This is a genomic window from Mesorhizobium sp. M1307 (assembly GCF_040318155.1).
Classification (GTDB): Bacteria; Pseudomonadota; Alphaproteobacteria; order Rhizobiales; family Rhizobiaceae; genus Mesorhizobium.
Genome location: NZ_JAMYLR010000013.1, coordinates 54,171 through 75,951 on the forward strand (window position 1 = coordinate 54,171; position 21,781 = coordinate 75,951).

General features: G+C 59.3%; 21 protein-coding genes and 4 pseudogenes. 12 read left to right on the top strand and 13 right to left on the bottom strand.

Annotation, left to right across the window (positions count from 1 at the left end; translation table 11 throughout):
* Nucleotides 1-265 precede the first annotated feature (265 nt).
* Nucleotides 266-412 (top strand): annotated as a pseudogene (locus NKH16_RS35020) (FadR/GntR family transcriptional regulator); the annotation flags it as partial.
* Between the two features lie 234 nt (nt 413-646).
* Nucleotides 647-820 (top strand): annotated as a pseudogene (locus NKH16_RS17090) (DUF736 domain-containing protein); the annotation flags it as partial.
* A 99-nt stretch (nt 821-919) separates the two neighbouring features.
* Here the strand turns inward: NKH16_RS17090 and NKH16_RS17095 are convergent.
* The gene (locus NKH16_RS17095; RefSeq protein ID WP_352900600.1) at nt 920-1,444 is read right to left on the bottom strand and encodes a Ros/MucR family transcriptional regulator; all 525 of its coding nucleotides are present in this window, start codon (nt 1,442-1,444) and stop codon (nt 920-922) included.
* A gap of 2,158 nt (nt 1,445-3,602) precedes the next feature.
* Nucleotides 3,603-4,661 (bottom strand): LacI family DNA-binding transcriptional regulator, encoded by a 1,059-nt coding sequence (locus tag NKH16_RS17100; protein ID WP_352900603.1) that lies wholly within the window; start codon nt 4,659-4,661, stop codon nt 3,603-3,605.
* Nucleotides 4,662-4,822: 161 nt separating this feature from the next.
* Between NKH16_RS17100 and NKH16_RS17105 the strand changes: the two genes are divergently transcribed.
* The 5 genes from NKH16_RS17105 to NKH16_RS17125 all read left to right on the top strand — a co-directional run bounded on the left by NKH16_RS17105 (nt 4,823) and on the right by NKH16_RS17125 (nt 10,253).
* The gene (locus tag NKH16_RS17105; protein WP_352692793.1) at nt 4,823-5,812 is read left to right on the top strand and encodes an autoinducer 2 ABC transporter substrate-binding protein; all 990 of its coding nucleotides are present in this window, start codon (nt 4,823-4,825) and stop codon (nt 5,810-5,812) included.
* Nucleotides 5,813-5,898: 86 nt separating this feature from the next.
* Nucleotides 5,899-7,413 carry a sugar ABC transporter ATP-binding protein gene (locus NKH16_RS17110; RefSeq protein ID WP_352692791.1) on the top strand — a complete coding sequence of 505 codons (1,515 nt, stop codon included), beginning with the start codon at nt 5,899-5,901 and terminating at the stop codon, nt 7,411-7,413.
* Complete coding sequence (locus NKH16_RS17115; RefSeq protein WP_352692789.1) at nt 7,406-8,407, top strand: ABC transporter permease; 1,002 nt, start codon at nt 7,406-7,408, stop codon at nt 8,405-8,407. Before NKH16_RS17110 ends, NKH16_RS17115 begins: the two co-directional genes overlap by 8 nt.
* A complete protein-coding gene (locus NKH16_RS17120; RefSeq protein WP_352900606.1) occupies nt 8,404-9,399 on the top strand; it encodes an ABC transporter permease in 996 nt (331 codons plus the stop codon). Before NKH16_RS17115 ends, NKH16_RS17120 begins: the two co-directional genes overlap by 4 nt.
* 5 nt (nt 9,400-9,404) lie before the next feature.
* On the top strand, nt 9,405-10,253 hold the full coding sequence (locus tag NKH16_RS17125) for a sugar phosphate isomerase/epimerase family protein (protein ID WP_352648972.1): 849 nt from the start codon (nt 9,405-9,407) through the stop codon (nt 10,251-10,253).
* A gap of 518 nt (nt 10,254-10,771) precedes the next feature.
* On the opposite strand, the gene NKH16_RS17130 is transcribed toward NKH16_RS17125, so the two are convergent.
* On the bottom strand, nt 10,772-10,957 hold the full coding sequence (locus NKH16_RS17130; RefSeq protein WP_352900609.1) for a hypothetical protein: 186 nt from the start codon (nt 10,955-10,957) through the stop codon (nt 10,772-10,774).
* Nucleotides 10,958-11,287: 330 nt separating this feature from the next.
* Here NKH16_RS17130 and NKH16_RS17135 point away from each other — a divergent pair, with 330 nt between their 5' ends.
* Complete coding sequence (locus NKH16_RS17135) at nt 11,288-12,037, top strand: NYN domain-containing protein (RefSeq protein ID WP_352900612.1); 750 nt, start codon at nt 11,288-11,290, stop codon at nt 12,035-12,037.
* On the opposite strand, the pseudogene NKH16_RS17140 reads toward NKH16_RS17135, so the two are convergent.
* A pseudogene (locus NKH16_RS17140) lies at nt 12,038-12,406 on the bottom strand (DUF2726 domain-containing protein); the annotation flags it as partial.
* Nucleotides 12,407-12,687: 281 nt separating this feature from the next.
* Here NKH16_RS17140 and NKH16_RS17145 point away from each other — a divergent pair.
* The 4 genes from NKH16_RS17145 (at nt 12,688) to NKH16_RS17160 (ending at nt 14,525) form a co-directional block, all read left to right on the top strand.
* Complete coding sequence (locus tag NKH16_RS17145; RefSeq protein ID WP_352900615.1) at nt 12,688-13,188, top strand: type I restriction-modification system subunit M N-terminal domain-containing protein; 501 nt, start codon at nt 12,688-12,690, stop codon at nt 13,186-13,188.
* Nucleotides 13,189-13,192: 4 nt separating this feature from the next.
* Entirely contained in the window at nt 13,193-13,627 is a 435-nt protein-coding gene (locus NKH16_RS17150; protein ID WP_352900617.1) for an HsdM family class I SAM-dependent methyltransferase, read from the top strand.
* Between the two features lie 86 nt (nt 13,628-13,713).
* Nucleotides 13,714-14,064 (top strand): transposase, encoded by a 351-nt coding sequence (locus tag NKH16_RS17155; RefSeq protein ID WP_352900620.1) that lies wholly within the window; start codon nt 13,714-13,716, stop codon nt 14,062-14,064.
* A gap of 116 nt (nt 14,065-14,180) precedes the next feature.
* A complete protein-coding gene (locus NKH16_RS17160; RefSeq protein ID WP_352900747.1) occupies nt 14,181-14,525 on the top strand; it encodes an IS3 family transposase in 345 nt (114 codons plus the stop codon).
* Here the strand turns inward: NKH16_RS17160 and NKH16_RS17165 are convergent.
* The 9 genes and pseudogenes from NKH16_RS17165 to NKH16_RS17205 all read right to left on the bottom strand — a co-directional run.
* Nucleotides 14,465-14,752 (bottom strand): annotated as a pseudogene (locus tag NKH16_RS17165) (transposase domain-containing protein); the annotation flags it as partial. The gene NKH16_RS17160 and the pseudogene NKH16_RS17165 overlap by 61 nt on opposite strands.
* Nucleotides 14,753-15,655: 903 nt before the next feature.
* The gene (locus NKH16_RS17170; protein ID WP_352900623.1) at nt 15,656-16,294 is read right to left on the bottom strand and encodes a ribbon-helix-helix domain-containing protein; all 639 of its coding nucleotides are present in this window, start codon (nt 16,292-16,294) and stop codon (nt 15,656-15,658) included.
* Nucleotides 16,284-16,682, bottom strand: coding sequence for a beta-barrel domain-containing protein (locus NKH16_RS17175; RefSeq protein ID WP_352900625.1), 399 nt, complete (start codon nt 16,680-16,682; stop codon nt 16,284-16,286). The genes NKH16_RS17170 and NKH16_RS17175 overlap by 11 nt, the downstream gene beginning before the upstream one ends.
* A 117-nt stretch (nt 16,683-16,799) precedes the next feature.
* Entirely contained in the window at nt 16,800-17,393 is a 594-nt protein-coding gene (locus tag NKH16_RS17180) for a hypothetical protein (protein ID WP_352900628.1), read from the bottom strand.
* Complete coding sequence (locus NKH16_RS17185) at nt 17,390-17,980, bottom strand: L,D-transpeptidase (protein WP_352900631.1); 591 nt, start codon at nt 17,978-17,980, stop codon at nt 17,390-17,392. The genes NKH16_RS17180 and NKH16_RS17185 overlap by 4 nt, the downstream gene beginning before the upstream one ends.
* On the bottom strand, nt 17,964-19,127 hold the full coding sequence (locus NKH16_RS17190) for a CpaE/TadZ family protein (RefSeq protein ID WP_352900634.1): 1,164 nt from the start codon (nt 19,125-19,127) through the stop codon (nt 17,964-17,966). The genes NKH16_RS17185 and NKH16_RS17190 overlap by 17 nt, the downstream gene beginning before the upstream one ends.
* Nucleotides 19,124-19,759 carry a TadE/TadG family type IV pilus assembly protein gene (locus NKH16_RS17195; protein ID WP_352900636.1) on the bottom strand — a complete coding sequence of 212 codons (636 nt, stop codon included), beginning with the start codon at nt 19,757-19,759 and terminating at the stop codon, nt 19,124-19,126. The genes NKH16_RS17190 and NKH16_RS17195 overlap by 4 nt, the downstream gene beginning before the upstream one ends.
* A 2-nt stretch (nt 19,760-19,761) precedes the next feature.
* Nucleotides 19,762-20,295 carry a TadE/TadG family type IV pilus assembly protein gene (locus NKH16_RS17200; RefSeq protein ID WP_352900638.1) on the bottom strand — a complete coding sequence of 178 codons (534 nt, stop codon included), beginning with the start codon at nt 20,293-20,295 and terminating at the stop codon, nt 19,762-19,764.
* Entirely contained in the window at nt 20,295-21,779 is a 1,485-nt protein-coding gene (locus NKH16_RS17205; protein WP_352900641.1) for a TadE/TadG family type IV pilus assembly protein, read from the bottom strand. The genes NKH16_RS17200 and NKH16_RS17205 overlap by 1 nt, the downstream gene beginning before the upstream one ends.
* Between the last annotated feature and the right edge of the window lie 2 nt (nt 21,780-21,781).

Here is a 21,781-nt window from a genome sequence, read left to right on the forward strand (position 1 = left end):
TGGCGGCCCCTTTCGGCCGATTACTGCATTGAGCTGACGTCCGCTAATTGATACCTGCGGCTTGCACGCGCTCAGCTCGCTATCCGAGGACAATCATCGCCGCCATCGCCCGCAGTTCTGCCTGCTGGAAAAGCGCGCAGCCGACCGGCGAGCGAGATGCGGTGCATAGCAGAGGACACATGATGACTTTAGCAATCTCGCCCTCGGAAGCTGAATTTTCGTATGATGACTTCGATTTTATCTTGCGCCGGGTGTATGCGACGTCATGGCCCGCAAAAGTTGGAGGACCCATGCAGCAGGTCGAACATCGAACGTCCCGCAGGTCGTTCGTTTCGGAGGCGCAGATGCGCTGCGTGACCAGATCGAAGCAGGCTTCTACGCGCCTGGTGACAAATTGCCGACAGAACCCAGCGCTTATCTAGCACGCGTTCACATCCTCGGCGGACAGGTTGGGAGCCTCAAGGCGCTCGGGCCTTGTCTTGACCGCTTGGTAGCGATCACCAACGGCACGGAGCGATGAGCGTCAGCCGGCGCTCCAAAGCCGCCACAAACAACTGGCGCGAGGCGCCAGCGTCACTTCGGATCGCCGCCACCTCGGCGTGAAGGACGGTGAGGTTCACCCCGGTCGAAGTCGAATGAGAAATGCTTCCGCATCTTCGCCGGCGCTACCGAGTTCGGCGCCGCATGGAAGAAGACCTCGCGCGCGGGCCGCGACTATCACTCGGTCAAGCTCGACGATCCGAGCTTCCCCGCTCCGATCTATGCGAGCCTGGTCGAAACCGAGACCGAGGGCGAGTTCTCCCTCATCTGGTCCGCCCCACCGCAGAGTCATCCGCCCAAACGGAGCACCGCCGCAAAAGGCGGGGCTTCGCCATGTTCAGGTCCGCTGCTGACTAGCACATACGTTGGGTGCAGCACTCTAAGCTTTAAGGGGTGCCTTGCGCGCCTTCCTCACCGGCGACTTGATTGCGGTTGTCGCTGCCGCGGTGCGAACAGCTCGTTTTGGTTTTTCTGCCGCAGCTATTGCTGGCACTGCTGCCTTGCGCCCCAGGCCTATCGATTTTGCCAGGGCCGAGCGGGTAGCCGTGTAGTTCGGCGCCACCATCGGATAATCCGAGGGCAGGTTCCATTTCTGGCGGTATTGGTCAGGGCTCAGATTGTAATGCGTCCCAATATGACGCTTCAAGGATTTGAACTTCTTCCCGTCTTCCAGGCAGATGATGAAATCCGGTGTCACCGATTTCTTAATCGACACCGCGGGCTCCAGTTTGACTGCGGCCGGAGCCACGGGCTTGCCGACCCCTTGCAAAGCGGCATGGGTGTCCCCGATCAGCTTCGACAACTCGCCGACCGGCAGAGGATTGTTCGAAACATAGGCGGAAACGATGTCGGCGGTAATTGCTACGAGATCAGCCTGGTCGTTTTGGTCTGGAGAAACCGTCATCGAGCTTTCCTCTTGTCTAATGGCGCGCGTTGAAATGGATGAGCTGTTTATTGCCAACCAGGCAAACAATTCGTTATTCCGCAACAAACCCTTTTCCCCACAAATATCAAGCCGGCAAGCTTCGCTTTCATCGCCTCCAGACAAGCTTGGACGCGCTCGATGGCGACAGCCGTGCTGGTCGGGAATACTGAAAGCGAGCAGCGGCTTCGGACAGCGCTGCCCTATTCCGTGCGTACGGCACGCCGAGCATGGCCGGGGCGCTGGCCCGCGAGCGACGGATCATCAGCGCGACGATCGCCGCAACATAGGGCATCATCAACATATATTGGTAGGGAATGGCTATGCCGATGCCTTGGATTTGCAATTGCAGCGCGTCGAGGAAGGAAACACTAGTGCCGCTACCAAATCGGGTAGGGCCGCCACAGGCCGGCGATGAGGATGATGATCGCCAGCCAGCCGCGTCCGTTGGTCATGTCCGGCACGAAACGCGCCGCTTGGCCGACAGAAAGAAACGCCTGCCAGCCCCGCCATCAGGCCGCCGAAGACCACGGCAGCATACTGGACCGGTGCAGAGGCATCTCCATGGGATATTTTCGCGCACCTACGCTCACATATACCGGATAGTTATAGCGAACTCGTGCACGGTGCCTGCCGTCATCTTCATACCTGATGGCGCCGTTCGCGTCCGTCTCGACCAGGCCAATAGCGACGTCAAAGTCATAGTCCCCATATAGCGAGACATTGTTGTTCACGACGCTGAGCTGGACCGACGTGGCATCTGGCTTGGCTATGAGGCTCTGACGCTCTACTCGCAAATGTTGGACTCGAGGACGCGGCGCCGCCTCGGAAGAGGTAGGCCCACTACCGACGATGATCTTCCGAGGTTCGTCGAACGAGCGCTTAGAACAGGACCACCCTTGCCGTAGGTGTGGGAGGTTGAAGGCCTGCAAGGCCCTGGGCGGCTTCTCGACCAATATGGGCATTTGGAATTCGATAAAGGACAGCCGGCCAAGGCCAGAGCTCCGTAGCATGCACCCGCACTCCAAACACAGCCATCGCATTAAGACGCAGGCCGAATAAATTTTCACCAATATTCCGGACTGAGCGGCTAAGCAACGGTGGAGCAACCGTACGTTTGTTACATCCAATTGAAGCCAATCGGGAATAGTCCCAGCGGGGCGTGTCTTTGGGGATGGATTGGATGAGCAATGCGCAACGGGTAACTCCAGTTCTAGAACAAGCATCGCTGCACTTCTAAATAGGGCCGAGTATGGCGACACAGTTTCGATGAAAACGGCACTGAAGCAAATTAGGCAGGCTCCGCCTTGTTTGGTCGCATCCGACGAAGAGCTAACCGAGGCGATCGTCGAAGCAGCTGCCATGGGCCTGTCTCAATGAGTGGCATATTATCCTGGCGATTTGGCCTTGTTGAAACAGAGGTCTTTCATCGTGTCTGCGCCGAGGCCGGTATCTCGGTTAGTAGCCAGCAAGCGGAGCGCCTGAGCATGACCGCAGTGGCACTCTTCTCGGACGGCGAGTTCGACGAGGCTGTTCTTTATGAACGCCTTCGGCTTGTTGCCGGCTCTCTGCCGAGAAAGGACCAAGCATGACTCCCATCATCGGGAAGCCCTAGCGAGCGTTGTCGGTCGATATGACCTTGTCGATCGAAACGTGGGCGACAGGACAAGCGATCCCGCAGCAATACTGTGAGGCGAAGGGTTTGCTGCCTTTGCCGAACTTCCCTGCGCGCCGGTGTTCCACCGCGGAAAAAGCCCGCCGCACGGTTGGGTGCGGCGGAGCCGGACGGGCGCTGTTGCACCAAGCTGGGGACTAGGTGGGCGGGCTTGCCAGGTGCGCGCGAGCCGTAGACAAACTTAGGCGCATGAGTTGGCCATACGTCTAGTAACCGCCAGTTGGACTGGCCCGAAATCAGATTTCCACTGTCAAGGGACAGGACAGTTCCCGGAGCCCTGCCCGACGGGATCGACGCCGGCTGCATCCGACCGGTTCAGATCAGAGCCGTGCACACGTCATGAACAGGCAAACCCGCGCACCCCTGTGAGGTACGAACCGCCGCTGGTTTCCATAACGACGCTACACGTCTCGGGTCTTGATACCTGCGTGCGGGGAGCTGTGCAAAGATCCGTTCTCGGGGCGCTCACGCTATATCCTTCAGCGTGTCGAGCGGCCCTTTCAAAGCGGACCTCGGTTGGATCAACTCCGGCGCAATCAGGAAAATCTGCGGGGCCGTCGGCGGTTCATTGACCAGTTCGAACGCTTTCGCAATCATCGCCTCAAAATTCTGCCGCACCATGATTACGGGGAAGGGCAGGAAAGAGGCGAATGGGTCATAGTCGTAGCAACCGACGACAAGCTCGCTAAACATCTCCGCCGGCCGGCCCGCCATGAAACGCAGCAGACCCTCCATATTGATCGACGAATTGATGAACAATGCGCGCGGCAGCTTGCCACGGCGTTGGCAAAATGCCTCGAAGGCACGCAACGTTATCTCGGGCGAATAGCCGGAGGACTGTACTCCGTCATCAGGGTCGGCGCCCAACAGTGCCTTTTTGGTCGCATGGAAAGCGGCGATGCGTTCGCGGCTTGCGTGGTCGTTGCGGCCGCCAAACAGAAACAGCTCGTCCGGCCGCAGGGGGTCATCATTGCCGAATTGGCGGATGATTGCCTCCGTCAGCATCCGCGCGCCCTCATAGTTGTCGCTGATCACCGAATGCGCCTTTGCTCCCGGCAGGTCGATGTTGACATGCCTCAGTCCCGCCGCCTCGCAGACCTCGTGCACGCCGTCCGGATCGGTGGCGCCGACGATGAAGAGCTGGTCGATTGAGTAGGAAATCAGCGTCTCCGCGGTCCGCCGTTCCTCTTCCGGGTCGCGGCTGGCACTGACCACGACCGGGCATTGACCGCGGCTGCGCACATGTCCCTCAAATGTCTGCGCCATGGAGGAGAAGTAGCGATTGTCGTGGATGGGCAGCATCAGGCCGACCAGGCCCGATCGCGACCGTCGCAAGCCTCGCGCCTGCAGATTGGTGGTGTACTGGTGGCGTTCGGCGAGGCTGAGAATTGTTTCCGCCGTGCTTTCTTTGATGCGGCGCTTGCGCCAAGTGCCATTCAGCACCGCGCTCACGGTCGACGGCGAACTGCCCGATAGCACGGACAGATCATAGATCGTCGCCTTCTTCTTGACCTGCTGATCCATGTGGCCCTCCGGAGGGTCTCTTTAGAGCAATATCCCGCTGGAGCAATATCTCCCTCGACGAGCGCATCTTGATGCAAGATAGTTTTTGCACCATCGATTGTGCAAGCACAAATCGGTGGCGGACGTATGTTCCCTTTGGGAACGCTATGGGAGGAGTACAGATGAAAAAAATCATGATCGCGGCGCTCGCCGCGACCCTTATGGTTGGCGGATCAATCGCTGCCATGGCTCAGCAGGCCGGCAAAGTCGGCGTCGTCGTCAAGATCGGCGGCATTCCCTGGTTCAACGCAATGGAGGCGGGGATCAAGGAGCGCGGCCAGAAGCTCGGCGTCGACGCATTCATGGTTGGCCCGACTAGTGCCGATCCGGCACTGCAAGTTCGCGCCATCGAGGATCTGATCGCACAGGGCGTCAAGGTCATAGGTGTCGTGCCGAATGACGCGAAGGTGCTTGAACCTGTCCTGCAGAAGGCGAAGGACGCCGGCATCATCGTCATCACGCATGAATCGCCCGGCCAGAAGGGCGCCGACTGGGATTTCGAACTCGCGTCCGCGACCGGCTTCGGCGAGGCTCATGCCAAGCTCTTGGCGGACAAGATGGGCGGCAAAGGTGAATATGCAGTCTTCGTTGGTTCGCTGACGGTGCCGCTGCACAATGCCTGGGCCGATGCGGCAATCGCGTATCTGAAGAAGAACCATCCGGACATGAAGCTTGTCGGCGATCGTTATGGCGTCGCCGAGGATGTGGACAAGAGCCGCAGCACTGCACTTGACCTGATTTCCGCCAATCCCGGCTTGAAAGGCTTCCTTGCCTTCGGCAGCCAAGGCCCGATCGGCGCTGGCCGCGCAATCGAAGAGCGCCGGAAGGTGGGCCAGATATTCGTGCTCGGCCCATTCTCGCCGGGGCAGGGACAGAAGCTCATCAAGAGCGACGCGATCTCCGGCGGCTTCATGTGGAATCCGAAGCAGGCGGGTGAGGTTTTCGTCACGCTGGCCGACCAGCTCATGAAGGGCAAAGAAGTCAAGGATGGCGATACGATCGAAGGGCTGGGGACAGTCAAGCCCGACTTCGAAAACCATAACATCATCGTCGATCAGCTGGTCCCGATCAACAAGGACACTGTCGACGGCCTTGCGGCGATGGGCCTGTAAAGCCTCGCAAGGCTGTGGCAGCCGGGCTGGCCTCGAGCCGGCCCGGCTGAGGATGTGTCAACGCGATTAGATCCAGGTTCAACTCGATGGCTGATCAGGCACCCGATGGCTCCGCGTCACGGCCGCTGCTATCGCTCCGAAATGTCAACATGACGTTTGGCGGCGTCAAGGCGCTGAAGAATGTCAGCTTCGAGGTTCTGCCGGGCGAGGTGCATTGCCTCGCCGGCGAGAACGGTTCAGGCAAGAGCACGCTGATCAAGGTCATCACTGGCGTGTACAGGCCCGAGGCCGGCGCCGAGATCGACTATGACGGCCAGAGCTACGCCCATATGTCGCCGGTGACGGCGCAGGCCGGCGGAATTCAGGTCATCTGGCAGGACCTCGCCCTGTTCCCCGAGATGACCGTCGCCGAGAACATCGCGTTCCAGACTGTCATCGGCCGCTGGCCGCGACTGGTGAACTATGCCGAAATGCGGCGTGTCGCGACCAACGCCTTGCAACGTCTTGGTGTTACCCTCGATGTCGATCTCGCACTCCACAATTTTCCAATCGCACAGCGGCAGATCGTAGCTATAGCGCGCGCGCTCGTCGGCGAAGCGAAGCTTGTCTTCATGGACGAGCCGACGGCCTCGCTCACCCAATCTGAAACCGACTATCTGCTGGACATTGTGCGCAATCTGTCGGCGTCGGGCGTTGCCGTTGTGTTCGTCAGTCATCGCCTGGCGGAGGTTCTCGAAATCTCCAGCCGTGTGACGGTGCTGCGCGACGGCGCCTTGGTTGGCGTGTATCCGACCAAAGGTCTGACCCAATCGCGCATCACCGAGCTGATGACCGGTAAGACCTTCGACTATTCCGTCCTGCATCGCGATTTGAGCACGAGCCCGGTCATGCTTGAGGTTAAAGGGCTGTCGCGGCCCGGTGAATTCGAGGATGTGTCATTGACGGTCCGGCGCGGCGAGACGCTCGGCGTCACCGGCCTGCTTGGGGCAGGGCGCACCGAGCTGGCGTTGACCTTGTTCGGCATGCGCAAGCCGAGGTCTGGCTCTGTTGTGCTGGATGGCAGGCCCGTTCGCTTCGGTTCCAACCGTGACGCGATCGCCGCCGGCGTCGCCTATCTTTCGGAAGACCGGCTGTCGCTCGGCCTCATTCAGCCCCAATCAATTGCCGACAACATTGTCATTGCCTCGCTGGACAAGGTTCTTTCGGGCGGTTTCATTTCGAGCGATCGCAAAAGGTCCCTGGTCAGTAGCTGGATAAGGGATCTCGGCGTTAGGATCGGAATGCAGGAAGACGCGGTTTCGACCCTGTCGGGGGGAAATCAGCAACGTGTCGCCATTGCAAAATGGCTGGCCACTCAACCGAAACTGCTGATCCTCGACGGACCGACGGTCGGTGTTGATGTTGGCGCGCGTGCCGGCATATTCAATATCGTTTCCAAGCTGGCCGACAGCGGCCTGTCGATTATCCTGATCTCGGACGAGGTACCGGAAGTCTATTTCAACGCGGACCGTGTGCTGCACATGGCTCAGGGGCGCGTTGTCAGCGAATATATTCCCGGCGCCACGTCCCTCCAGGCGATCGAAGAGGCGGTCTATGCGTAGGTTTGTCCGCTCTCATGCAACAGAGCTGGCTTTGCTCGCCGTGATCGCGGTCATCTGCGCCTTTCTGTCGTTTGCGACAGACCGGTTCTTCACCCTCGGCAATGCGTTTGACCTCCTGAACACAAGTTCGGTCAACATCATCTTCGCCGTCGGTCTGCTCGTCGTGCTGATTGCCGGCGGCATTGACATCTCCTTCGCGGTTGCCGCCTCCGTGGTGCAATATCTGACGGCAATAGTCCTTGGCTGGATCGGCGGCGGGAATTGGATTGTCGGCCTCACCATCGCTGGCGCATTGGGCGTCACGTTGGGCTGCATCAATGCTTTCCTGATCCACAGGTTCAGGATCATCTCGATCGTCGCCACGATTTCGACCTTCAACATTTTTTTCGGCTTGCTGATGTTCTTCACAGGCGGCGTTTCGATCTACAATCTGCCGGACTGGCTCACCACCCGCGTGGTGCTGTTCGAGCGCGAGATGGCTGACGGCACCTGGGCGGAGATCACCCTACCCGTGCTCATTATGGCCATGTGCGTATTCGCTACCTGGGGGCTGATCACGCGCACGACCACTGGTCGCCAACTCTACGCTTTTGGCGACAATCCGGAAGGCGCGCGCCGCTTCGGCATCAATGTTGGGGCCATGCAATTTATCGCCTTCGGCTGGCTTGGCCTGATGGCAGGCATCGCCGGTCTCGTCCAAGCGCATTACGCGCAGGAAGTCGTGCCTAACGCCCTATATGGGCGCGAACTCGACGTCCTGGCAGCCGTGGTCCTTGGCGGTGCACGGCTTGGCGGCGGCAAAGGCAGCGTGCTCGGCTGCATTCTTGGCGTTCTGTTGGTCTCGATCACCCAGAACGGACTTAATTTGATGGGCGTGTCGCCTTTCGCGTTCAAGATGATCGTCGGCACCATCATCCTAGCCGCCATTACCCTGTCGAACACCAGCATCGAACGCCTGCTGCCGTTCCTGAAAAGCCGGCGGGTGCCTTCATGACGGCTGTGATTGAACGCGTCCGCAACTTGCTTGGCCCCGAACTGGCAGGTCCGCTTGCTGCGTTCGTGTTAGTCATGATCGTGTTCGGCATTGCCGCACCGAACTTCCTTTCCCGGGCCACTTTTGGCTCCGTCGCCTACCAGCTGCCGGAGCTCGGCCTGCTCACACTCGCCATGCTGCTCCCGATCCTGACCGGCGGCCTGAACCTGGCCATCACCTTCACCGCCAACATCGCCGGGCTGACGCTCGCTTGGATCCTTCAAAGCCAGGGCGGCGTCGACGCGGGCATCGGTGCCTTTGTCCTTGGCGCGATCCTTGCCCTTGCGGTCGGAGCACTTAGTGGACTGATCATGGGGCTCGTCATCGCCAACACCAAGGCTCACCCGATCCTGGTCTCGCTGTCGATGATGATTTTCCTGCGCGGTCTCGGTGAGTTCCTGACGCATGGCGGCGACGTGTCCGGCTTTCCCAGCTTCCTGGCGCCGATCGGCTACGGTTCGATTCTTGGTATCCCGGTTCCGTTGCTCATTTTCATCACCTGTGTGCTGATCTGGCAGCTCCTGCTGACACGCATGAAGCTAGGCTTCAACACCTATATGATCGGCTCCAACATCGAGGCCACGCGCTACTCCGGCATTAATACGCGCAAGGTGCAGGTTCTGGTCTACACACTGTCCGGTGCGATGTGCGCGGTCGCCGGTATCATCATGCTGGCGCGCTTCAATTCGGTGCGTGTCGGCCACGGCGAGTCCTACCTGCTGATCACTGTGCTTGCCTGTTTTCTTGGCGGGGTCAATCCGTTCGGCGGCTTCGGTCGCGTGATCCCTGTCTTCGTCGCGCTCGTGGTGCTCCAGCTTCTGTCCTCTGGACTCAATCTGATGGGCGCCAACCAGCATCTGGCGACGGCGGTCTGGGGCATTTTGATGATCACGGTGATGATCCTGCGCTGGGCTGCCGGGCGCCTAAAGTTCCTAAACACAAACAAAGGGTGAGTTAGATGCATGGTTTTGGGGTCCACACCTCGATGTGGACGATGAACTGGGACCGGGCGGGCGCAGAGAAGGCGATCGCCGCTTCCGTCAAATACGGCATGGACTTTATCGAGATCGCGCTTCTGAACGCGCCGGCGGTCGATGCCGCGCATACGCGCGCCTTGCTCGAAAAGCACAATCTTCCAGCTGTTTGCTCGCTTGGCTTGCCGGAGCGGGCCTGGGCCTCGGTGCGGCCGGATGCCGCCATCGAACATCTCAAAGTGGCCATCGACAAGACTGCAGAGATGGGCGCTCTGGCGCTTTCCGGTGTGATTTTCGGTGGTATCGGTGAACGCACCGGCCTGCCACCCACCGAAAAGGAATACGACAACATCGCGCATGTGCTGACCGTCGCCGCCAAGCACGCCAAGACGCGCGGCATAGAGCTCGGAATCGAGGCGGTGAACCGCTACGAGAACCACCTGATAAATACCGGCGCGCAGGCCGTCTGGATGCTCGAGAAAGTCGGCGCCGACAACATCTTTGTCCATCTCGACACCTATCACATGAACATCGAGGAGAAGGGGGCCGCCAATGGTATTCTGGCCGCTCGCGAGCACCTGAAATATATTCACTTGTCAGAGAGCGATCGCGGCACCCCGGGCACCGGCAACTGCCCCTGGGACGAGATCTACGCAACGCTCGCGGCGATCGGCTTCAAGGGCGGACTTGCCATGGAAAGCTTCATCAACATGCCGCCGGAAGTCTCCTATGGCCTCTCCGTCTGGCGGCCGGTCGCGAAGGACGAGGCCGAAGTGATGGGCAATGGCTTGCCTTTCCTGCGCAACAAGGCTCGCCAATACGGTCTGATCTGACCCAATGCATGACGGGCAGGAGGCGGACGGCGCGAATATCGCGGTCTTCGACGTTGGCAAAACCAGCATAAAAGCTCTCGGCGATGACGTTCGACGGCGTGCTCGCCGAGAGTATTTCTGTCCGCAACGAGGTTCGGCCCGGTCCACCTTGGCGGGACCACGACCTCAAGGGCATTAGCGACTGGCTGTTCGGCTCGCTTGCCACTTTGTGTGCGGACAAGGAACAATGTGCGTAAGGAGTGGAGCCCATTGTGCAGGGGCAGAGCTGGAGCCGCCTCATGCCACCATTGCATCCGGCCTGGAAAACGTTGGGACCAATCCGGCCGGATCTAGCGCGCCGGTACGGCATACCGGAAAAAGCTGTCTGTCCTGACGGGCGGCCACGAGAGAAGCCTCAATGCTTACCGCTATCAGGCAGCAGGCATGCCCGATGCCTTCGTGATCTCTACCGCAACCTGGATTGTCGGAATGTGCACCGCGACCGGTCGGCGGCGTTTTGACCCTGGGCGGACGAGAGTTCAGTCATGTGGCAGGACAGGGAAGAGGGACATGCGGCCGACGCCGCGCTGGTCAGCTTGTTGATACAGCGGGGCACCTTTGCATTGCCGTCCCTCGGCGGCGATGACGGCCTCTTTGCCGGCAGCGCCGGGCGGGGCCGGTTCCTTGAGTGCAACCAAAGCATTGTCGGGCAGCGGGATGGTCATACCGCCCGCCACTCCTCTCATAGTGGAAGCTCGGGATCGTCTTGTGATAGGCAGGCCAGCGACATGGTATAGAGTGAGTGACAATGCAGTACGACGCGTTTGCCGCCCTACCTGATCCCGAGGGATGTTGCCGACGCGTTCGCACGACATGATAAGCCGACCAGTTAGACGGCTGCCGAGCGATATTTCCGCGTTGATCAGGTTGATGGGATATTTCGGCGTTTTCGCGCTAACTTCTCACTGAGTTCGCTGGGTTTGCCGGAGATCGCATGCTGATCGAGACCGTGCCAATGGCGCGAATTGACTTTACGTCTGTAAAAGAGGAACGTCATGACGGTCGAAATGAAGTCCCCTCGTCTTGCCGTTTTGATTGACGCTGAGAACGCATCGGCCAAGATCGCGGATGGCCTATTCGAGGAGATCGCCAAAATTGGCGAGGCCAGCGTCCGTCGCATCTACGGTGATTTCTCTGGTTCACGTTTGAAGGCGTGGTCCAACGTGGTGTCGAAACACGCGATCCAGCAGCAGTACGCCAACGCCACTGGCAAGAACGCATCAGACATCGCGCTGGTGATCGACGCAATGGATTTGCTCCATAGCGGTAGGTTCGACGGGTTTTGTCTGGTGTCGTCTGACAGCGATTTCACTCGTCTTGCCGCACGCATCCGCGAGCAGGGTGTCGATGTTTTCGGCTTCGGGGAGCAGAAAAAAGCCCCTGAGAGTTTCCGGCAAGCGTGCCGCAGGTTCATCTATACCGAAAACCTACTTCCAACCGCTCCGGCCAACTCCCCTGACGCAGCGCAGCCCGCCAAGCCCCTTCAACTTCCGAGCGCCGCCACGCCGATCATCAGGAAGGTGATCAAGCAGATGGAAAACGAAGACGGCTGGGTGCCACTTGGCGCGGTAGGCAATCAGCTTGCCAACTTGGCATCCGATTTCGATCCAAGAACCTTCGGCTTCCGTAAGCTAAGCGATCTCGTGCGGAAGACCAATGCGTTCGAAATCGAACAACTCGATGGCAGAGTTATGCGTATCCGGGTCAGGTCGGCAACAGCCAGTAAGCCAGAGAAGTCGGCTTAGCTATTGCGCTGCGGCTGGCCGATCCACAAGCTTCTCGACCAGTCGCCTGAGTTCGGAAGGTGTCGTGTGACCGCCGATAATTTCGTGATAACTGATGCCTGCCCGTCGCAGGGCTTCCTTTTTTACTGCATCACGTGCTGCTGCTGTGCCTTGGTGATGCGCATGGCCTTGGTATTCGAGTGCATGTCGAGGCAGACAGTTCTCGTCCACAAGAAGGAGGTCCACCCGTTTCGAGTTTATGCAGCTGTAGGCGTCGGCGTTGGCGCTACGCAGGATTTCGCCCAGTGACACTTGGGCCATCACCTGCCATCCCGGATTGCAGCCGATCACCATGCGATCAAGTTCCTTGAAGACGCGCACTTCGCTCCTGTAGCGGTCTGCAATGACGATTTTGCGGACTATGATGTGGGTAAGCCAGGGCGATGGACATTCGAGAAGACGGCGGGCCTCTACCCTCCGATAACAACCCACTTATCGCGACCCAAAAAGCTGATGCGAGCACGCTCGCGTGAGTGCTCTTGCGTCGCATGTCACCGAACCTGGTCCAGGTGGCCCAACGCCAGCCCTAGCTCTTTTGTTGCGCTGCCCCACCCATCGTCGCGATTGAGCTGCTAACACGCAATTGCAAGTGATTTGGGGATGTGGTCAGCGTGGCAGTCAAGAAGTCCGATATTTACAGACGCATCTGGCAGGGGTGCGACGTGTTGCGCGGCGGCATGGACGCCTCGCAATACAAGGATTACGTGCTCTCGATCCTGTTCGTCAAATATGTTTCGGACAAATACGCTGGCCAGCCCTATGGAGCCATAAAGGTTCCGCAGGCATCGAGCTTTGTGAATATGGTCTCCCTTAAGGGCGGGACCGACATTGGCGACCAGATCAACAAAAAGATCATCGCGCCGTTGGCTGCGGCCAACAAGCTCAGCGGCTTCCCGAATTTCGACGACAGCGGCAAGCTCGGGTCCGGCAAGCAAAAGCAGGACACGCTGACAAACCTGATAGCTGTCTTCGAGGACCCAGCGCTCGATTTCACGCGCAATCGGGCCGACGGGGACGATATCCTCGGTGACGCCTACGAATATCTTATGCGCCACTTCGCCACTGAGAGCGGCAAGGCAAAAAGGGCGGTTCTACACCCCCGCCGAAGTTAGCCGCGTGATAGCGCAGATCATCGGCATACGCGCCGCCAACACCACATCGCAGACCACCGTCTACGACCCCACCTGCGGCTCGGGGTCGTTGTTGATCAAGGTCGCGGATGAGGCGGGCAAGAAGGTGACGCTCTACGGTCAGGAGAAAGATGGCAGCACCGCCGGCCTCGCCCAGATGAACCTGATTTTGCACAATTATGCAAGCGCAGTTATCCACCCTGGCCAGAGCACTCTGGCCGCGCCCTCCTTCCGCGATGGCGAGGCCATCAAGACCTTTGATTTCGGGGTGGCCAATCCTCCCTTCAGCGACAAGCGTTGGAGCCAGGGAATGGATACCAATGAACTGAAGCCAGGACTTCTCATCAAGGAAGAGAGCACTGACACAGTCAATTTCCATCGGTTTGACGGATTGGGTGTGTCAAACGGCTTCCAAAACTGACCCTCGATTGGAGTGCGCCCCTCGGACCGGACAGGATGAACAAGCAGAATTGACTTGGAAGCCGGGCTTTCGAAGGATGGAAGCCCATGGTGACTTATCGCACGCACAGCATCGAGTTCAAACGTCAGGTAGTGCAGGAGTTCCTGTCCGGCGAGACGCTGCATGGTCTCGCCAAGCGGCACGAACTGCCGCGTAACCTGATCCGCATCTGGGTTCAGAAATACGAGGCCGGCTCCTTCGACGAAGACGTGGCGGTGGCCGACACGATGCAGACCTATGAGGCGCGGATCGCAGCGCTGGAGCGGCTGGTAAGCCGGCAAGCCTTGGAAATTGAGTTTCTGAAGGGGGCTCTGAAAAGCGTACCACGTCCGAGAAGCGGGACTACATCCGTGATCACCGGCCCGGCGGTGTCTCCATCGCTGAAGGATGCCGGCTGATGGGGATCGCGCGATCAACCTACTACGATCAGCCCGAAATCGCCGTGGATGACACAGCGCTCGTCGAGACGATGGGTGAGATCTCCGACAGCTTCGAAGCTTACGGCTATCGCCGCATGCAGGCGGCGCTGCGGCAGCGCGGCATCGTCGTCAACCACAAGAAGGTCAGACGGTTGATGCGCGAGCACGATCTGCAGCCCAGGATCAGGCGGCGCTTCATCGCCACTACGGACAGCGATCACGAGTCGCCGATCATCCCGAACCTGGCGAAGAACGTGACACCCGACGGCCCGAACCAGTTCTGGGTGAGCGACATAACATACATGACGATTGCGGCGGGCTTCGTCTACGTCGCGGTCATTTTGGATGCAGCCACGCGGGGTGGCGTGGAACGGCGTCGGCGCCGCGGCACCACCTCCAGCGTCTCGGTCATATCCTCACCCAGCTTGCGCAGCCGATGACGGCCGCAGCAGTAGCAAGCGGTCGGCGCCGGCTCGACCACGCGTTCGCGCGGCAGATGCTCGGGAAATGGCTGGCGCGCCGGTCGTTTGCGCACATAAGGCGCCACCTCGGTGGTCCGGGCCGCGGCCTGTTCGGCGGCGATCTCGTCTTCCGTCGCCGTGCTCTCGAGTTCCTCTAAGGTGAGCTCCATCTGGTCGTGCAGGCGGGCGGAACGTTCAGAACTCTGTGCTGCGCCTGAGTGAGGAGAGCCCAGCCCCTACGCGCAAGCGGATGTCCAGGAGCGCTTCGGCTATTCCAACACGGCATGGCGTTGACGGAAGAGAGAGTGTGAGTTTGAAGACGCAGACTTCTCGGTGGCACTGCCGTCTGGCTTCAACCTAATAATGTCTCAATCGACCAACGCTCAGCAGTGAGACTCGCGACAAGTGGTCTCGAGACAGTTCAACTGTCAGCGGCAAGCTGGGTCTCGAGATCGCCTTCTGAATTCGATATCAGGCGAGAGAACACTCGTTAGTCCGAATTGGCGGGCGCGGAGGAATACTGGTTTTTGCCTGTTGCCCTTGCTCGGCCCTGCCAATGCGATCCGTCGGGAAGCTTAGCCGATAATTCGCCTTGAGTCAGTGCGGCGACAAGTAGAGAGCAATCAAGTTCCTCAAGGAACGGAACCTTCAGGCCACTATGAGCTGCCATCCGAAGCGATCTCAATCTTGCTGTCTTCTCGGTACGTTCGGCACGCTCAGCCTCGGCAATGACCTTCGCGGAGCGGATAAGCTTTCTATTTTCCAGCCAACACATGTGTTCGATCCTGCAAAATTTCTTCTTGGAGCTTGCCGCAGCTTTTCGGCGGTTGCGCGCCGATCAGCCCAGTTCGGATCCAATTCTGCTTTCCGCTCGCCAAGCCTTCTCTGGCGCCAATACGTCGTCATGCCCTCTCGCTTCGAGGTTGTCGCCCTTCATTGTAATGAATCCGGTTGATTGGTGATGGTGCCGCTCCCGCCAAACGGCGCGGGCCGTTGGTTGGCAATAGCGGTCGGGCCTAATCGAAGTCTCGCAGACAGTTCCTATTCGCGCTAAATGACACGAAGCATCTTCTGCCCGAATTGAGCCTCGCTCGCCGGGAGCGGCAGCTCTAGTCGTTGACGAACGCCATCAGCAACTCCGGTTCGGGTACGGGCGCGCGTACTACATTCAATTGACCTCGATACCTTCGTTCGCCGGCCCCGATGACAAAGCCGCTGGCGATCGGAACTTCGCCGTTGGCATCGAGCCGGGCAAAAATGTCGGCGACGTTGAGATCTAGCGCCAGCTTGAGATCTGGTCGTGCATCATAGTCTGGTCCGATCGGCAACTGACGCTTGACCAGTTGCTGGAACGGAGCATTGAAAGTCAGGATCTTCTTCGATGACGCCAAGGCGAAAGCGGGCGAGGGGCAGGCAAGCAATATGGCATTGATCGTTCTGATCGATGCAAGCTTCCGCAGGGTCACGTTTTCATCCGCCAGCCCGTGTATGCAAGCCACCCGTATCGCCGATGTCAGGTTGCCAGTCTTGGTCGGACTTTCGGCGATCTCCTCGATCAGCATGCCGATTGTGCATTTCCTACTTTCAGCCATCTGCTTCAGAGATATCCAGAAAGCCTTTTCCAGACGAATGCCGCGGCGTATGCCGCCACGCGCGACGACCCGGAATTCCAGCCCGAAATCCTCTTTTGTGATCGTTAGAAGCAGCCGATCACGATTGGTGGGAGGAGAGGTGGCGCTAGCGCTCACTCATGGTCTCCTGACGCGCCTTGTTGATCGGCTTTAAAAGGTAACTCAGAATCGCCTTGCGACTCGTCTTGATGTCTACTGAGCATATTATGGCCGGGATGGTTGAATAAGTCTTGCCATCCCTCTCGAGCGGCGATTTGTCCGACGCGACACCAACCTGGTAAAAGGCTCCCCCGTTTTTCTGATCGACCAAACTGTCGGCGACCATGCTTGAGACCTTGCCTTCGATGCCGCCGAAGATCGAGAAGTCGTAAGCGGTGAGCTTTATCAGCGCCTCGCGGTGGTCGGGACGAATAGACGACATCGGTAGCGAGACCCGCGCTTCGATCAGCAAGGTTTCGTGGGTTGGCACGATGTCAGCCACGAGCACGAGGCTGGACGAAGGCACCGACCGTCCACCCGACAAAAACGACGAAAAGCGCTCCTAGAACGAATATGGACACCGATGCGCAAAGCGGCGGACGATCTTCTCTGGCAAGCATTCCCCACGCCCCTTACCCCGCTTCTAATCGATCTTGCGGTAATAGACCTTGCCGTCAGGCTGCTCTATGCGCTGGTAGGAGGAGCTTGGGGCAGGGGGCACCGCTGCTGCGATCCTCCTTTTGGGCGGGCGTGGTGCTTCGACGATACTGCGCTCGGTCGCTTCTTCACCATCGAGATCGCTGAGCGGCTCCGCCGTGGCGCTGGTCGTCTCAACAAGAGGCTCCGCCACGCTAGAAACGTCGTCGTGGACCAGCGGTAAGTTCTGTTCAATCCGGGCAATGCTGCCGTTGATCTGGCTGAAGCTACCCTGCAGTTGATTGTCCAGTTTTTCGAATCGGCTTTGAAAGCCGTTATTGACGGTGTCGAGCCGGGCCGCAATCCGTTGCTCGAACGATCCGAGCTGTTCCAGCTTACCTTCGACAGAGCGCAGATCGTTGATGCCGCGGAAGAGATAGACCGCGGCTGTTAAATTTGCGGCTGTGATCAGCAAGGCGCCTGCAGCGACAACGCCAATCATCCTGGCATTGCTCGGTTTCCCAGCGACCGCTTGCTCTATAGGTTGGGTCGCCGGCCCAATGTCGATCGCCGGCATGTCCGGGTCGCTAATCATCGTCATTGGACCACCACCTTTGCACCGACCGAGACGCGCCTGAAAAGATCGATCACATCGGTGTTGGTAAGACGAAAGCATCCCGATGTGCCGTCGAAGCCAACGCCTGAAGGGTCGTTGGTGCCGTGTATGCGATAAAGCGTGTCGTGCCCGTCTCTGGATAAGTAGAGCGCCCGTGCGCCGAGCGGATTGTAGGGACCAGCCGGCACCATCTCCGGCAGCTCCGGCTGGCGCGCGCGCATTTCTCTCGGTGGGCGCCATTCCGGCCATTCGGTTTTCGCCCCCACTTCAACGGTGCCGGTCCAGCCAAATCCGTCACGCCCGACGCTGATCTGGTAGCGCAGCGCCTCACCCTCTCGGGTCACAAGATAGAGCGCCTTCTCCTGCTTGCGGATAATAATCGTGCCCGGCTGTTCCGCGGTTTGGAAAACAACGAACTTGCGCAGGCTGGGGCCCATGGCTGGCAGCGGCGGCTGGTCCGATAGCGCGGAGCGGGCATCGGCGCAGTCCCAGGCCGATGCCCCCAATGCCAGGCCCATGATGCAGGCGCCCGCAAGCGTTGGAACGAAGCGATATCTACCGGGCAGTGTCATCGAGCCGCTCTTTGAACATCCGCTTCAAATCCTTGTTGAAGCGTGCCCGCCCGTCCACTTCGGAAGGCATGATGGCTCGGTTCAGCGCATCGGTCAGCAGCGCATTGTCCAAGGCAACCGATTTGATGTGCGGTGCCTTGAATATCTTTTCGAGTTCGCTGCGCGAAAAGTGGTTGCCGAACCATTTGCGCCTGTGCTTGTTGGCGACCAGCGTGATGTTCACCGAATTGCCGCGCAAATCGCGGATCTTCTTGTAGAGCCGCTTGCCCTGCCGCAGCGAGGCGACGTTGAGCTCGAACACGATGAAGATCGCGTCGCTCGTGGAAAGCACAGGATTCTGCCAGGGAGTTTCGATGTTGGGCAGGTCGATGACGATGTCATCGAAGCGATAGGCGACGAGGTCCAGCAGCCGGAACACGAAATCCGCGCCCTGCGGCTCGAATGGCAGTTGCGGCCTTTCGAAGGCGTACAGCGTCAGGCCGGACGGGCGCGAGAGCTTGATAACGTCCATCAGTTCGACATCGAGCCTTTCCGGCTGGCCGATGATGCCGGCAAGGTCGAACTGGTTGAAGAGGTTGAGATAGGCGCCACAATTGGCGCTTTGGAAGTCGAGGTCGACGAGGCAGGTCGAAGCTGCACGTTCGGCGGATTTCGAGGCCAGGAAGTCCGCGGCCGACAAAGCGAGCGTCGTGGCGCCGCCGCCGCCGCTAGCGCTGATGAAGGTGATGATGCGGCTCTTGGTGCCCTGGTTGCCGGTGTCGTGAAAGGTAACCGCATTCAGAAGCTCCTTGGCATCGAGTGGTTTGTGCAGCCAGTCCGAGGCGTTCATGCGCACCAGGATGCGCGTCTGTTCAGAGGTCAGCTCGTCTGAAACCGCAATCAGCGGCACGGCCGCCCACAGGGCGCGCCCCTCGACAATGCCGGGCTTGCCAAGCAGATCGCCATTGGCAAGGTCGAGGATTACGATGCCCGGCCGCGTGTCGGGGGTCGGGCCTTTGAGAAAGTCATCCGTTTCGGAAATCCGGACGTCATAGATCGCCAGCGCATCGAGCCGCGTCGCCACGTCATGCTTGAACTGCGGATCCGACGAGAACAGGGCGACCTGCTTTCGTTTGGTTGGGAGAACCTTGGTGTTGATAGCGTTCATGGTGATGTGCTCTTCAGGTCTTCGCCCGTAACCGTGCTTAGCATGGACGGCATGGTGACGTTCGCAAAGCCCATCAGCCCTTGCAGAAAGAAGAACTGAAAGGTCACGTTTTGAAGACTTACGGTGATTGTCGGCACCGGTCCGCCCAGCCGGGTCTGATAGCTCAAGCCAGTCGCGCTGTAGGTGACCACCACGTTATCGCGGCGCAAGCGCGGAAAGAAATGGCACATCCCGGGCCGTTGATTTGCTGCGAGTGGGGGACAGGCATCATCGTTGGTGTTTGCCGTGTCCCCGCGGAAGACACGGCTGAAGTTGGCGGCATTGAATGCGCCCCCGTTGGTGCAAGCCCCTGTGCCAGCAGTATATGTGCAGACGAAGGGGCCATATGCCGCGGCAACGACAGGCGCACCCGGTGTCGTCGTCGGCGCCGCAGTCGCAAGGGCCGTCGCAATGGGGTCTGAAATCGAGGCCAGCCGGGCGCCGAGCTGGACCGCCTTGGCAGCAGCGTTCCATTGGTAGAAGGCGTGAGCGAAATCGACGAAACCGAGGACAAGGGCAAACAGCAGCGTCGAAACAATGGTCATTTCGACCATCGCCGCGCCGTCGTCCGATTCCGCAAAACGCTTGATCATGATCAGAACCGGATCAGCCGCTCCTCGTGAGAGCCGTTCAGCGTGATCGGGCCGATGCCGATGATCGATAGCATGCCGACCCCGCTGTACGCCAAGGTACCCGCAGCCCTGACGATACAGACCTGCGCGGTGGTTGATCGATATTGGGCGACGCCGGCGACCACAGCGTCATGGCAGGAACCGGCGGCAGCGATTGTCACCGTCACATTCGATTTCTGCCAGCCGCTGACGCGGGCACTGCCTGTTCCCGCCGCATTGCCGAACACCGCGATATTTGCAGCAATGTCGGCGCAGTCGATCGCCGCAAGCCCGGCTTGTGTATACAATTGGCTGTTGCAGCGCGCGGCGAAGCGGCTTGCATCTGAAAGCCCGGCTTCCATCAAGAGTTTTTCGTGAATCAGATTGCCGAACTCGAACACGCCAGCCGCCAAAATCAGCATCAGCGGCGTGATCAGCGTCATTTCGATGAGCACTGCACCGCGCTGGTCGCATCGAAATCTATCGAGATGACGCAATAGCATTCCAATCATCGCCATCACCGGTAAAGCTGAGCTTCGTCGCGGAGGAAATTGTCTAGCGTGCCTTGGCCGCCACCCCCAGTAACGTCTACCAGTTCAACCATCACGGATGCGTCTTCCGACGGCGACGCAACCGGTTCAGTGAGCAAAAAGCTTGCAAAAGCTTCGACCGGCAGATCCGTGCTGTGGCCGGACAGATCGCTGCCGGCAGCTTGGAGTGCATTGCAGTTCAGGATCGCGCCGTAAATCAACCGACGGTCAACCGTCGTGACAGGGGGTTGGCAAGCTGCCGACGGGGTTCCGATCTCTCCACCGGTCGACGCCGTGCCTACCAACCCGGCCGATATTTCGTAACGGTAGACCTGATAGCGCGTCGGCTTGGTCGTATTCCATGAAGATGGATAGGCAGCGGAACCAAAGTTGGTGCTCCAGTAACCTGAGAAATTCCAATTTCCATCGCCCATCCGACCGCCGAGGTATGGTGTGGTCGCGTCGCGCGGAAGGCCCATTGTTCCAGCTTCGGTGAATGAAAGTTGGTTCATGGAAGGACATTGGTTTGCGCTTCCTCGGGTCTTGATTGCCCCTTTGCGGACGTTCGCGGCTGGACCGTATTCAGCACTATCGAAAGGGTTGCCGCTGGCTGCAATGCCGAAACGAACATTGAACGCGTCTTGCACTGGGCCGGCGTTCTGGCCAGTTTTCGTGCTAACGCTGGCGGAACTGTAGCAACCAACCGGCCTTGATGTTGCAATCGTCTGAGCGAGGGCTTGAGCACCGTTGCCCACACCGGCCGGAGGTTCGAGGAAACCGAAGTTGCCAGGACCAGCGGCAGCCCCGTTTCCGACCTTCCTCAGTTCGATCAGTCGACGATGGACAGCTGGATTTGCGATGGCTTGCTCGAGTGTGTATCCGCCCGCTGCATTCGTCCCGTTCACCGTCTCGTAGGGGTTGCACATAAAGACCGGCGTGAAATCGCAGACGCCGGAGGTGAAGCCCGCCACGGCGACTGCGCCGACATTGAAACTGTTGCTGGCGCCGGATGACAAGAAGGAAGCCGGGAAGATTGCGGCAAACCCGACCGGGGTTACAGTGACTTCAACAAAACGGGCAAGTTTGGCGTCATTCAGCTCGTCGGTGATCACATTGGCGGGCACAATCGGGAGATTGTCGGTGGCCGGCAACGAGCGAAGATATCGGCGTGTTACTCCGGCGGAAGCGAGCATTTGAGGAGGGCCGGCGGTCGAGAAGGTGTATCGATTGCTTACCAGCGTAGCGATCGCCCTGTCACCACGGCTGATAGAGTCCGACGTCCCATCCAGCTCAGCCGCGCCCGCCAGCGCAAACGCATCAGCCCCCTTCTGCAGATCGTTGTGCAGATTGTTGACCCGGCTCATGTCGATCACCAGCAGAGAAAATCCGATGATCGCCGGCAGCATGACGCTGACCAGTATCAGCGCTATTCCCCTCTGATCGTGCCAGAACGCGCGAATAATACGCAGCATGG

Bases quoted from the DNA above. Each gene is read 5' to 3' on its own strand.
- NKH16_RS17095 (WP_352900600.1), bottom strand. From the start codon at position 1,444: ATGACGGTTTCTCCAGACCAAAACGACCAGGCTGATCTCGTAGCAATT.
- NKH16_RS17100 (WP_352900603.1), bottom strand. From the start codon at position 4,661: ATGGATCAGCAGGTCAAGAAGAAGGCGACGATCTATGATCTGTCCGTG.
- NKH16_RS17105 (WP_352692793.1), top strand. From the start codon at position 4,823: ATGAAAAAAATCATGATCGCGGCGCTCGCCGCGACCCTTATGGTTGGC.
- NKH16_RS17110 (WP_352692791.1), top strand. From the start codon at position 5,899: ATGGCTGATCAGGCACCCGATGGCTCCGCGTCACGGCCGCTGCTATCG.
- NKH16_RS17115 (WP_352692789.1), top strand. From the start codon at position 7,406: ATGCGTAGGTTTGTCCGCTCTCATGCAACAGAGCTGGCTTTGCTCGCC.
- NKH16_RS17120 (WP_352900606.1), top strand. From the start codon at position 8,404: ATGACGGCTGTGATTGAACGCGTCCGCAACTTGCTTGGCCCCGAACTG.
- NKH16_RS17125 (WP_352648972.1), top strand. From the start codon at position 9,405: ATGCATGGTTTTGGGGTCCACACCTCGATGTGGACGATGAACTGGGAC.
- NKH16_RS17130 (WP_352900609.1), bottom strand. From the start codon at position 10,957: ATGACCATCCCGCTGCCCGACAATGCTTTGGTTGCACTCAAGGAACCG.
- NKH16_RS17135 (WP_352900612.1), top strand. From the start codon at position 11,288: ATGACGGTCGAAATGAAGTCCCCTCGTCTTGCCGTTTTGATTGACGCT.
- NKH16_RS17155 (WP_352900620.1), top strand. From the start codon at position 13,714: ATGGTGACTTATCGCACGCACAGCATCGAGTTCAAACGTCAGGTAGTG.
- NKH16_RS17160 (WP_352900747.1), top strand. From the start codon at position 14,181: ATGCAGGCGGCGCTGCGGCAGCGCGGCATCGTCGTCAACCACAAGAAG.
- NKH16_RS17180 (WP_352900628.1), bottom strand. From the start codon at position 17,393: ATGACGATGATTAGCGACCCGGACATGCCGGCGATCGACATTGGGCCG.
- NKH16_RS17185 (WP_352900631.1), bottom strand. From the start codon at position 17,980: ATGACACTGCCCGGTAGATATCGCTTCGTTCCAACGCTTGCGGGCGCC.
- NKH16_RS17190 (WP_352900634.1), bottom strand. From the start codon at position 19,127: ATGAACGCTATCAACACCAAGGTTCTCCCAACCAAACGAAAGCAGGTC.
- NKH16_RS17195 (WP_352900636.1), bottom strand. From the start codon at position 19,759: ATGATCAAGCGTTTTGCGGAATCGGACGACGGCGCGGCGATGGTCGAA.
- NKH16_RS17200 (WP_352900638.1), bottom strand. From the start codon at position 20,295: ATGGCGATGATTGGAATGCTATTGCGTCATCTCGATAGATTTCGATGC.
- NKH16_RS17205 (WP_352900641.1), bottom strand. From the start codon at position 21,779: ATGCTGCGTATTATTCGCGCGTTCTGGCACGATCAGAGGGGAATAGCG.